The 11,977-nt window shown below is 53.9% G+C and carries 8 protein-coding genes and 1 CRISPR repeat array; of the genes, 7 read left to right on the top strand and 1 reads right to left on the bottom strand.

Annotated elements, in window-relative coordinates; genetic code table 11:
* Positions 1–71 precede the first annotated feature (71 nt).
* Complete coding sequence (locus Q0520_RS08450) at positions 72–1,187, bottom strand: aminotransferase class I/II-fold pyridoxal phosphate-dependent enzyme (RefSeq protein WP_298668805.1); 1,116 nt, start codon at positions 1,185–1,187, stop codon at positions 72–74.
* A 62-nt stretch (positions 1,188–1,249) separates the two neighbouring features.
* Positions 1,250–3,463: a CRISPR direct-repeat array (repeat unit 32 nt; unit sequence GTTTCAATCCACGCACCCGCGAAGGGTGCGAC).
* 539 nt (positions 3,464–4,002) lie between these two features.
* Between Q0520_RS08450 and cas3 the strand changes: the two genes are divergently transcribed.
* The 7 genes from cas3 to cas2 all read left to right on the top strand — a co-directional run bounded on the left by cas3 (position 4,003) and on the right by cas2 (position 11,704).
* Entirely contained in the window at positions 4,003–6,204 is a 2,202-nt protein-coding gene (cas3, locus tag Q0520_RS08455) for a CRISPR-associated helicase Cas3' (protein WP_298668808.1), read from the top strand.
* 8 nt (positions 6,205–6,212) lie between these two features.
* Complete coding sequence (gene cas5c, locus Q0520_RS08460) at positions 6,213–6,878, top strand: type I-C CRISPR-associated protein Cas5c (protein ID WP_342765259.1); 666 nt, start codon at positions 6,213–6,215, stop codon at positions 6,876–6,878.
* On the top strand, positions 6,875–8,752 hold the full coding sequence (gene cas8c / locus Q0520_RS08465; protein ID WP_298668814.1) for a type I-C CRISPR-associated protein Cas8c/Csd1: 1,878 nt from the start codon (positions 6,875–6,877) through the stop codon (positions 8,750–8,752). Before cas5c ends, cas8c begins: the two co-directional genes overlap by 4 nt.
* 2 nt (positions 8,753–8,754) lie before the next feature.
* Positions 8,755–9,606, top strand: coding sequence for a type I-C CRISPR-associated protein Cas7/Csd2 (gene cas7c / locus Q0520_RS08470; RefSeq protein WP_298668816.1), 852 nt, complete (start codon positions 8,755–8,757; stop codon positions 9,604–9,606).
* Positions 9,603–10,289: a CRISPR-associated protein Cas4 gene (gene cas4, locus Q0520_RS08475; protein ID WP_298668820.1), complete on the top strand. Its 687-nt coding sequence runs from the start codon at positions 9,603–9,605 to the stop codon at positions 10,287–10,289. The genes cas7c and cas4 overlap by 4 nt, the downstream gene beginning before the upstream one ends.
* 82 nt (positions 10,290–10,371) lie before the next feature.
* Complete coding sequence (gene cas1c / locus Q0520_RS08480) at positions 10,372–11,403, top strand: type I-C CRISPR-associated endonuclease Cas1c (RefSeq protein WP_298668823.1); 1,032 nt, start codon at positions 10,372–10,374, stop codon at positions 11,401–11,403.
* A 10-nt stretch (positions 11,404–11,413) separates the two neighbouring features.
* On the top strand, positions 11,414–11,704 hold the full coding sequence (gene cas2 / locus Q0520_RS08485; RefSeq protein ID WP_298668824.1) for a CRISPR-associated endonuclease Cas2: 291 nt from the start codon (positions 11,414–11,416) through the stop codon (positions 11,702–11,704).
* The last annotated feature ends 273 nt before the right edge of the window (positions 11,705–11,977 follow it).

An 11,977-nucleotide genomic window follows, 5' to 3' on the forward strand; every position in this document is an offset into this window, starting at 1 on the left:
ATCATGTGTACCTGGGGCATGCTTTCACGTCATGCCCGGTTTTTCAAAGCCCTCGCCCGGTCTATGGAGCATTAGCGTGAGGCGAGGTACTCCCCGAACCTGGTCAGGGAGGCGGGCATGTCGGCCCGTGCGAACCCGATCCTGAAGTGGTGGTCGTCGTAACCGTCGTATTTCGTGGACGGCAGGAGGAGGACGCCAGCCTTCCTGATGGCGTCGAGGCAGAAGGCCTCAGCGCCCTCGTCTGCAAGGACGTGGGGGAAGGCGATCGCGCCTGCCCTGGGGCGGACCCAGGCGAGGACGTCAGCGTGGTCCGCGAAGAACCGGTCGAGGAGGGCGAGGTTCGAGCGTATGATCCCGAGGTTCCTTCCCACGATCGCCTTCCTGTGCCTGAGGGCGAGGGCGGCGAGGAACTCGGAGGGGGCGCTTGCGCAGATGGTGGTGTAGTCCTTGAGGGCCGCCATCTTCCCGAGGAGGTCCGCGTCCTCGGTCGCCGTCCACCCGATCCGCAGGCCGGCAAGTCCCATGGCCTTGGACATGACGCCGACCGAGATCCCCTTCTCGTAGAGGTCGGCCATCGGCGGGAGGCGGTCTTTCGGGTCGTATTCGAGGCCGCGGTAGACTTCGTCTGAGAAGACATGGATATTCGCGTCTTCGGCGATGTCCCGCACGGCCACAAACTCCTCCCGCGTCATGAGGGAACCTGTCGGGTTGTGCGGGGTGTTGAGCACGACCGCCTTCGTCTTCGGGGTGACGCTCTCCTTCAGGGCCTCGATGTCTGGCCTCCAGCCATTGTCGTCGTGCATCATCCAGGGGACGACACGGGCGCCGGCGCCCCGCGCTACCTCGTGGAGGGACTGGTAGGCCGGGCAGGGGACGACCACCTCGTCGCCGGGCGAGAGCATGGCGTTCATGCAGAGGAAGATCGCTTCCTCGGCCCCGGCGGAGACGAGGATGTTATCGGTCCCGACCGAGGTGTAGAGGCCCGCGATCTCCTGCCGGAGTTCGATGCCGCCCGGCGCCTCCGTGTAGTTGAGGCGGAGGTCCATGAACCTCTCCATGGCACCCTCCTCATGGGCGAGGAGGTCGGCGACGCTCACCGACTCGCAGTCAGAGGTGCAGAGGAGGTGGGGGGCGGTGAACTCGTGCTGTGCAAAGAAACGTTCGAGTGCGAATTCACGGAGTTGCATGAGGGGCGAGGTTGCCCGTGGAGGGGCATAAGGGTTGTGGGGGTGGGGCCTTGGAGAGGGTTGTTTAAGTTCACGCACCCGTGAAGGGTGCGACGGTATTTCATCGGCATCATAGAGGGAATTTCTCAGTTTCAATCCACGCACCCGCGAAGGGTGCGACACATAGCAGATCTCGGTATAGCGCTCGATGTGGGGGTTTCAATCCACGCACCCGCGAAGGGTGCGACTCGTGCCCTCCTCTGCAGCCGGGTCCTCTCCCGTGTTTCAATCCACGCACCCGCGAAGGGTGCGACTCCGATCTGCCATCACCGGCGAATACGAGCCGATGTTTCAATCCACGCACCCGCGAAGGGTGCGACGCCGCCCGCGGTGGTGCCAATGAGGGCCCGGAGGTTTCAATCCACGCACCCGCGAAGGGTGCGACCTCCTCTGAGGTATCAAATTTAGTTCGTCAAAAGTTTCAATCCACGCACCCGCGAAGGGTGCGACGCCGGAACGCCTTCCTGATGAGCTGCTCGAAGAGGTTTCAATCCACGCACCCGCGAAGGGTGCGACCTCGATGCGGACACTCCCTCACCGAGGAGGCTGAGTTTCAATCCACGCACCCGCGAAGGGTGCGACTCTGGTTCGAGTTCTGCGCATTCCTCTGGCTCGTGTTTCAATCCACGCACCCGCGAAGGGTGCGACAGCCACCAGGTGATCGGTTTGCGGGTCGACGAGGTGTTTCAATCCACGCACCCGCGAAGGGTGCGACCGCCGACGAGATCGTCCGAGAGGCACGGACCGAGTTTCAATCCACGCACCCGCGAAGGGTGCGACAGTCCGCCGCCCCATCACCCGGCATAGTGGTCGAGTTTCAATCCACGCACCCGCGAAGGGTGCGACGTCTGTTTCGTGCCGATCCCGCGCGCGTTCCACGTTTCAATCCACGCACCCGCGAAGGGTGCGACAGGATCGTCGAGGCTATGGCCGCCGCCCCTATCCGTTTCAATCCACGCACCCGCGAAGGGTGCGACAGCCCCGAGGATTTCCGCCTCGTCAAAATGCGCCTGGTTTCAATCCACGCACCCGCGAAGGGTGCGACCTTGCAGCGTGGCGGCGGGATTACCCCTTTGAGCCCGTTTCAATCCACGCACCCGCGAAGGGTGCGACTCCTGTCCATATCTTCATCTCCTACGTTGTTGGGGTTTCAATCCACGCACCCGCGAAGGGTGCGACTTGCCATCTCTGGATCTCTTTCCATTCGGACTTTGTTTCAATCCACGCACCCGCGAAGGGTGCGACGCGCGGGGGGCGAGAGGAGTGCAGACAGATCCATGAGTTTCAATCCACGCACCCGCGAAGGGTGCGACATCTCCCTCCAACAACTCACTGCCGCCGTCGAGGGTTTCAATCCACGCACCCGCGAAGGGTGCGACGGGAACAGGCGGCGAAGTCCGCCGGCCTGATCGACGTTTCAATCCACGCACCCGCGAAGGGTGCGACGATCGTCGAGGCCCTCGCCGGCGCCCCTGTCCTGTTTCAATCCACGCACCCGCGAAGGGTGCGACCTACTAAAACTACTAAAAACAGCTGATTTTTTAGAGTTTCAATCCACGCACCCGCGAAGGGTGCGACGTTTTATCTGTTTACAGGTATAGGGTTAATCATGGTTTCAATCCACGCACCCGCGAAGGGTGCGACCAGGCCGGGGGCTTTGCCGGCTCTGGTTCAGGGGAGTTTCAATCCACGCACCCGCGAAGGGTGCGACTTGACCCGCCGTATATAAAAGCCGCACCGGATTGTTTCAATCCACGCACCCGCGAAGGGTGCGACCGGTTTCCTGGACGGCAAGGTTCGGGTCCTCGATGTTTCAATCCACGCACCCGCGAAGGGTGCGACACACCCTCCAGCTCAAACCCCAGGCCACCACAGTGGTTTCAATCCACGCACCCGCGAAGGGTGCGACGAAGGCATCGGCGACAAGATCTCTATCCGTGAGGTTTCAATCCACGCACCCGCGAAGGGTGCGACGCCGCTGAGGAGTGCCTGTTTCATCCTCTCTGAGTTTCAATCCACGCACCCGCGAAGGGTGCGACTCCTGGACCCCGTATTTGATTGCGAGGCATTCCAGTTTCAATCCACGCACCCGCGAAGGGTGCGACGCGGGTTCTCAAACCAGTGCTGTGGGCCGGGCCGGTTTTAATCCACGCACCCGCGAAGGGTGCGACTCTGGATGCGGTAAAGAAGCGTTTGTTGATGGTGGTTTCAATCCACGCACCCGCGAAGGGTGCGACTGCAAGCACTCTAGATCAATGTCCTGCCTGCAATAAATAGATGTGCACATGATTGGCATGATACATGATGACAATTCTGAGATAGCGGATAGATCCCATAATATTCCAATTAAATATATTTGTACACATATCTGATGCACCTGTCCTCATGTCTTTTTTGGCATTCACACCCCGCATACTTCTAGGCAAAATAATATATAGAACATATTCATTTTTCCTGCGAAGCCCCCTGGAAAACTATGATCACTTCAGGTTCGCAGGGGTCATGTAACTAATAGTCCTTCCGGATCATACCCCATGGATCCGGTGGGTGCTGGTAGTCCGATTGGCTTCAATCCACACACCCTGATGGACGTGACATCGCACATCTACTCTGCCTCGCACCATCCCCCACCATATACGCCGAGAACCGTACGGGTCACATATGAGCTCTGGTTACGATGTCCGAGATGGTGTTTCCCGACCCCACACACATTTCTAACCAGAATGATGGGCAGATATTATCTCGATGTATATTCTAGATTATATACGTTGCCCATATGACCTACTACGCCCATTCAACAGATAACCCAGATAAAAAAGACTGGCAGAGCCTGGAGGAGCACCTGAAAAACGTAGCAAACCGTGCATCTGACTTTGCCCGTGACTTCAATGCCGGTGAATATGCATATGCCGGTGAATATGCATATGCCGGGGGTCTGCTGCACGACATCGGGAAATATTCGAGTGACTTTCAGAGGCGCCTTGAGGGCGCACATATACGGGTCGACCACTCCACCGCCGGTGCAAAAGTGGCACGAACCCTGTATCACCCTGCCCAGAGCCGAATTTTAGAATACATCATCTCAGGGCATCATGGTGGCCTGTTAAACTATGGGAGTAACGAGAGCGGGCTTGAGGAACGCCTCACCAAAACATACCTCCCTGACTATTCAGCCTATACAGATGAAATTAAACCGCCCGACCTGAGATCTGTTCGTTTCACCCCGAGACCATTCCAGAACAAGATCGGGTTTTCGATCTCATTCCACACCCGCATGCTCTACTCGTGTCTTGTCGATGCAGACTCTCTGGACACCGAAGCCTTTACCGATCCTGATAAATCCTCTCTCCGGGGGCAATATGAGTCATGGGATCTCCTCTCGAAAAAATTTGAGGACCATATGGCCGCAAAAATGTCGGGTGCTGACGGGAGCAGGATCAACACCTACAGAAAGGAGATCTATGAACAGTGCCGGTCAAAAGCCCCACTCCCGCCAGGGATGTTTACCCTGACCGTCCCGACGGGAGGGGGAAAGACCCTCTCGTCCATGGCTTTTGCTCTGGAACACCTGAAGACAAACGGCCTGAAGAGGATCTTCTATGTCATCCCGTACACGAGCATCATCGAGCAGAATGCCGACGTCTTCAGGAAGATCTTTGGGACCCAGAATGTTCTGGAGCACCACAGCAACTTTGACCCAGAAACCCTTGACCTGGAAGATTTTATTTCCGGGGCCGAGGTCCTCAAACTCTCCTCTGAAAACTGGGACATGCCAATTGTCGTCACAACAAATGTCCAATTTTTTGAGTCGCTTTTTTCCAGCAAACGATCGAGATGCCGGAAGGTGCACAATCTGGCAAAAAGCGTTATCATCCTCGACGAAGCGCAGATGCTGCCGACAGGGTACCTGAAGCCCTGCCTCTCCGCCCTCTCTGAGCTTGTCCGGAACTATGGGTCAACAGTTGTTATCTGTACGGCAACCCAGCCAAAACTCGGCGAACTCCTGGACGAGAGTGTCAGACCTGTCGAGATCATGCGCTCACCGGAGGAACTGTACGAAGCATTCAGGCGTGTGCATGTGAGGTATCTCGGAGAGATGAATGACGCAGACCTCTCCGCCAGGTTGAAAGAGCACCGGCAGGTGCTGTGCATCGTCAACACCCGTACCCATGCGAAGAAACTCTATGACGCACTCAGGACGTCAGGGGCGTGCTACCACCTCAGCGCCAGGATGTGCCCTGTGCACCGCCGGAAGATACTGGCCGAGATCAGATCTTTGCTGGAGAAAGGTGCCGAGTGCCGTGTCATCTCGACCCAGCTCATTGAGGCTGGCGTGGACATCGACTTTCCCGTTGTCTACAGGGCCATGACCGGCATTGATTCTATTGCCCAGGCCTCCGGCAGGTGCAACCGCGAAGGCCGGGCGACCTCAGGCGAGGTCTCTGTCTTCAAGTCGACCGAACCTTATGGCAGGGCGACCAGCTGGCAGAAACGCGTGGCAGAGATCGGCGAGATGGTCCTCAGCACCACCGATGACCCTCTCTCCCTCGCTGCTGTGGACGAATACTTCCGGCGACTCTACTTCTATGAAGGAGACGACGGACTCGACAAAAAGCGGATATTGCCATTACTTGAAGAGAGGATCAGGGATCTCGCATTTCCCTTTGAAGATATCGATACGGCATTCAGCATCATTGAGGAAGGCACAAAGGCGATCATCATTCCCTATGATGAGAGTGCCCGGTCGATCATACGGGACCTCCGGAACGCCAAATTCCCGGCGATGTTTGCGCGAAAACTCCAGGGGTACACCGTCAGCGTCTATCCCAATGAGTTCAAAGAACTGGAACGCGTGCATGCTATCGACTCCATCAACGACCGATTTTACATATTGATTGATAAAGACGACTACTCCGATGAAACAGGACTCTTAAATCGAAACTTTAATGGATCGGATGGATCACTATTGATTACGTAAGGCTGGTGATTGTCATAGGGTATGGAGTTCGGTTAAAGGTCTGGGGTGATTATGCCTGCTTTACCCGCCCTGAGATGAAGGTCGAGCGGGTGAGTTATGACGTGATGACTCCGTCGGCGGCACGGGGGATCCTTGAGGCGATATACTGGAAGCCTGCCATCTGCTGGAAGATTGACCGGATCCACGTCCTGAATCCGATCAGGTTCGACAATATCCGCAGGAACGAAGTTCTGGGAAAAATTCCTGCCGGGACCGTGAAGTCCGCACTCCGGGGAAGAGAGGTGTCCCTGTATCAGGACGCAACAGAGAGTCGCGTTCAGCGGGCATCTCTTCTCCTCCGCGATGTGTGTTACTGCATAGAGGCACATTTCGAACTGACTGAAAAAGCAGGCCCTGAGGATACAGTCGAGAAGCATTACAACATTGCACTCCGGAGAATGAAAAAAGGGCAGTGTTTCCATCACCCGTACTTCGGGTGCCGTGAGTTCCCTGCTCAGTTTGCATTCATCGAAGGGGAGATCCCCGCGTCCTGCTACACCGGGGATCAAGACCTCGGGATAATGCTCTATGATATCGACTTTGCGGACGATATGAAGGCCATCTTTTTCCGCGCTCAGATGGTCGACGGGGTGATCGATGTGCAGAAGTGCCTGAATGGTGGGGTCTTCTCGTGATCATACAGTCCCTCTGTCGCTACTACGACATCCTGGGAAATGACGAGGGCGTGAAAATCGCCAGGCCAGGCTACAGCCAGACAAATGTTTCTTTTGCTCTCGTCATTTCCGGAGATGGTAAACTGACGCATATCGTCGACCTCAGGAGCGACGGCAAGAAACCGCAACCAAAAGGGATGGATGTGCCACTCCAGACCTCACGTGCCAATGGGATTGTTCCGTATTTTGCATGCGACAACGCGAAATATGTCTTTGGTGTAGAGAAACTGAAAAGGAAGGAATTCGAGAAAAAAATTGCTCGCGACTCCGGGAATAGTATTGTTCTGGAAGAAAACGAAAAAGACGTTGTATTGATACATCAGCGTTCCAGAGATTGTTGTGAGGAGTTCAGGACCCTTCACCACACGATACTGGACGCTCTGGACGATGTCGGAGTCAGAAGTTTCCTGAAGTTCCTGGACTCATGGGAGCCCGAATCATTCCTTGAACATCCAAAGATAGCCGAGTATAGGGATGACATTCTCAGTGGTGCGAACCTGATCTTCGAGTGCGAGGGACAGTACCTGCACATGAACAGCACCGTACGACAGGCCTGGGAAGATCATCTCTCCCATGAAAAAGAGGAGAGTGATTCAAAGGGCCAGTCCCTCGTGAGTGGACGGGTGGAGCCGATAGCCCGGTTGCATCAGAAAATCAAAGGGGTCGATGGTGCCCAGATGGCAGGGGCCTCGCTTGTCAGTTTCAACGATCCCGCCTTCGAGTCCTACGGGAAAAAGCAGAGTTTCAACGCCCCTGTCGGCGAGACCTCAATGTTCAAGTACACGACAGCGCTGAACTATCTTCTTGACCGGCAGAACGCGAACAGAGTCCAGATCGCCGATACAACAACGGTATTCTGGGCGGAGACCTCCGAAAAATCCTGCGAAGACCTGGCAAACTTCCTGATCAATCCGCGTGAAGAAGAGGCAGAGCCTGCAGAAGAGACCTCCGAAAGTGTCGCAATAAAGGACAGCGCAACGATTCAATGGGTCGGGGATATTCTCAGGAAGGTGAAAAACGGGCAGGGGTTACAGAGGACAGACCTCAAAGTTGATCCCGCAACAAATTTCTATATTCTCGGTCTGGCCCCCAACAATGCAAGACTAACGGTGCGGTTCTGGTATGCAGACCATTTTGGAAACTTCGTCACCCGACTGGCCCAGCATCACCTCGACATGGAGATCGTCAGGGACGACACAGGGCCGAAGTTTATTTCGGTATACCGTCTGCTGAGGGAGACCGTCCCCAAGAGTTCTTCTAACAGGTCCGAGATCTCTCCGCTCCTCGGCGGTCTGGTGATGCGATCGATCCTGAGGTACACGCCCTACCCGGTCCAGATGTACGGTGCGATCCTGAACCGGGTAAAGGTTGAGAGGTCGATAAACTATGTTCGGGCCGGATTCATCAAAGCATATCTGCTGAGACGTGCCCGTTCCGGATCTTCGAATGTAAAGGAGGATTTGATTACCATGAGTTTGAATGACAAGAGCCCAGATGTGCCATACCGTCTTGGAAGACTGTTTGCAGTCCTTGAAAAGGCACAGAATGATACGAACAGAGAGATGAAGAGCACCATTAACAGCAAGTACTTCAGCAGTGCATCATCGACGCCTGCTGTTGTCTTTCCAGTTTTGCTGAAACTTGCACAGCACCACATTGCCAAGTCTGAGTGGGGGTTCAAGTCGAGCCAGGCCATCGAGGATATTTTAGCCGGGGTTGACGAGTTCCCCGCATACCTGAATCTCGAAGAGCAGGGTATGTTCATGCTCGGTTATTATCACCAGCGTAAGGCGTTTTTCACGAAGAAAGAGGAAGTTACGTCGGAGGAGGCGTGATTATGAGCGAAGTTATCCAGAACCGTTATGAGTTTGTACTGCTGTTCGACGTTGAGAATGGAAACCCGAATGGCGACCCTGATATGGGCAACATGCCCCGCGTCGACCCGCAGACAGGACATGGCATTGTCACTGATGTCTGCCTCAAGAGAAAGATCAGGGACTATGTCGAGATGGTCAAAGATGGAGAGCAGGGTTATGAGATCTACGTTAAATCCGGGGTTGTCCTCAATGACCAGAATAAGAAAGCCTATGACCATCTCGGGATAGAACCCTCCAAAAACAAACCGAAAGATGACGAACTTACGAAGTTCATGTGCCGGAATTTCTTTGACATCCGCACCTTCGGCGCTGTCATGACAACAGAGGTCAACTGCGGGCAGGTCCGCGGCCCGGTGCAGGTCAACTTTGCCCGGAGCATGGACCCCATCTTCCAGCAGGAGGTGACGGTCACCCGTTGTGCGGTCACCAACGAGAAAGACGCGGAAAAGGGTCAGACGATGGGCAAGAAGCAGATCGTGCCCTATGCACTGTACCGTGCAGAGGGCTACATCTCCGCGAACCTTGCCCAGAAGACAACAGGGTTTACTGAAGAGGACCTGAACCTCCTCTGGGACAGTCTCATCAATATGTTCGAGCACGACCACTCGGCGTCACGGGGGAAGATGTCGGCACGCAAGCTGATCGTCTTCAAGCACAGGAGCGCACTCGGGTGCTGCCAGTCTCATATCCTCTTTGACAAGATCAATGTGGAGAGACTTTCCGGTGACCTGCCCCCGCGGTCTTTCGGCGACTACAAGGTCACTATCTCCAGGGACATGCCTGACGGCGTCGAGATGATCGAGAAATTATGAGTGTTAGAGGGTATGCCGACGACGAGTTGCTGTCTCTGTCCGGCATACAACATTTTTGTTTTTGCAGACGGCAGTGGGCGCTGATCCATGTCGAGCGCCAGTGGGAGGATAATCTGCGGACAACCGAGGGCCACTTTTTACACGAGCGTGTAGATGATCCCTTCTTCTCCGAGAGCAGAGGTGATGTTGTCATATCACGGGCTTTTTCTCTCGTTTCACACACTCTCGGCTTATATGGCATCGCCGACGTGATCGAGTACACCCGCTCTGACGATGGCGTCACTCTTCCGGGTTATGAGGGTCTCTGGAGGATGCACCCTGTAGAATACAAAAGGGGAAAACCAAAGGTCGACGAACGCGATGAGGTGCAATTGTGTGCACAGGCGATGTGCCTTGAAGAGATGTTTGCCGTCAGGATCGAGATGAGCGAATTTTACTATAATGAGATTCGCAGAAGAGTTCCGATCCGATTGACCGATGATCTGAGAGATCGGGTTGTCTCTCTCTCTGATGAAATGCATGATCTTTTCAGGAAAGGTATCACTCCTGCGGCAGAAAGTTCAAAAAATTGTAAATATTGCTCTCTTGTGGACGTGTGCATGCCAAAACTAACAAAGAAAAATATCTCTGTCACGAGGTACATCAAAAAACATGTGAAAGATGCCTGTACAAATGATATCTGAAATTTTTCAGTATTATTTATAGAATTTTTTTCGTAGCGTTTATATTTGCGCAGGTGTATCTCTGTGTCGGGACACTTCGCTCATGAGAAAACTGCTCAATACACTCTATGTGACCACTCCCGAATCCTACCTTCTCAGAGACGGTGAAAATGTTGTTGTAAAGGTCGACGGGAAGGAGAAGTTCCGTATTCCCATACACAATCTTGAGGGAATTGTCTGTATGGGATACATGGGGGCAAGCCCCCAGTTGATGCGGTTGTGCACGGATAGTAATGTTGGTTTATCCTTTCTGACGCCATCGGGAAGATTTCTGGCACGAGTACATGGACGGGTGCGGGGGAATGTCCTCCTGCGAAGGACCCAGTATCGTGTGGCCGACAATGCCGGGGAGTCATTGGATATTGCCAGATGCTTTATCCAGGGGAAGATCGTAAACTGCAGGACTGTCCTGGGACGGGGCATCCGTGACCATGGCGAGAGCATCCGGTGCGATAGGATTCGATCGGTAGATGTCCTGCTGATCGAGAACCTTCAGGGTATTGAAGAGTGTACGAATTCTGATTCTCTCCGCGGTATCGAGGGTAATTGTGCAAAATTTTATTTCGAGGTTCTTGATGAACTGATACTCAAGCAGAAGGATGATTTTTTCATAACAGAACGGAATCGAAGGCCTCCCTGCGACAATATGAATGCGCTACTCTCTTTTCTGTACACCCTGCTTGCCCATGATGTCGAGTCTGCCCTGGAAACGGTGGGGCTGGATCCATATGTCGGATTTTTCCACACGGACAGGCCAGGAAGACCTGGCCTGGCACTTGACCTGATGGAAGAACTCCGGCCTTTTATGGCAGACCGTCTTGCATTGAATATGGTGAATTTGAAACAACTGAAGGGATCTGATTTTGTCAGGAAGGAGGGTGGAGGCGTTATCATGACTGACGCGGGTAAGAAAGAGATCCTCGGGGCCTGGCAGAAGAGGAAACAGGATCAGGTTACACACCCGTACCTGCGTGAGAAAATTCCTGTAGGTTTGATCCCCTATGTGCAGGCGATGTTGCTGGCCAGATTTTTACGGGGCGACATTGACGGATATCCGCCGTTCTTTATGAATTGAGGTGTGTTATATGATGGTACTGGTCACGTATGATGTGAATACGGAATCCGATGAAGGGAAAAAAAGACTGAGGAAGGTGGCAAAGGAGTGTGTCAATTATGGGCAGAGAGTGCAGAACTCTGTATTTGAGTGCCTTCTGGATCCTGCACAGCTCGCGAAACTTAAACATTCTTTGTGCGCCATCATAGACGAAGAGAAGGATAGTCTCAGGTTCTATTATCTTGGGAAAAACTGGCAACGCAGGGTTGAGCACTTCGGTGCGAAGGGAGGGTACAACCCAGAAGGATTATTAATGACATAACTCCTGCGAACCTGAAGTGAACATAGTTTTCCCGGGGGCTTCGCAGGAGAAATGAATTGGCAATATATATTGTTTTGCCCTGAGGGCGAGGCAGGGCAGGCATGCCAAAAAAGAAATAAGGATCGACTGGGATATTCATGAGTAATTATATTCAATCGTAATACTATGCGATCAATTCACTATCTTAGAATTGTCATCATGTTTCATCCCAATCTAGTGTGCATCTATTTATTGCGAGCAGGACATTGATTTAGAGTGTTTGCAGTCGCACCC

The sequence above is a fragment of the uncultured Methanofollis sp. genome, from assembly GCF_937919355.1.
Lineage (GTDB): Archaea > Halobacteriota > Methanomicrobia > Methanomicrobiales > Methanofollaceae > Methanofollis.

Bases quoted from the DNA above. Each gene is read 5' to 3' on its own strand.
- cas7c (WP_298668816.1), top strand. From the start codon at position 8,755: ATGAGCGAAGTTATCCAGAACCGTTATGAGTTTGTACTGCTGTTCGAC.
- cas3 (WP_298668808.1), top strand. From the start codon at position 4,003: ATGACCTACTACGCCCATTCAACAGATAACCCAGATAAAAAAGACTGG.
- cas1c (WP_298668823.1), top strand. From the start codon at position 10,372: ATGAGAAAACTGCTCAATACACTCTATGTGACCACTCCCGAATCCTAC.
- Q0520_RS08450 (WP_298668805.1), bottom strand. From the start codon at position 1,187: ATGCAACTCCGTGAATTCGCACTCGAACGTTTCTTTGCACAGCACGAG.
- cas2 (WP_298668824.1), top strand. From the start codon at position 11,414: ATGATGGTACTGGTCACGTATGATGTGAATACGGAATCCGATGAAGGG.
- cas4 (WP_298668820.1), top strand. From the start codon at position 9,603: ATGAGTGTTAGAGGGTATGCCGACGACGAGTTGCTGTCTCTGTCCGGC.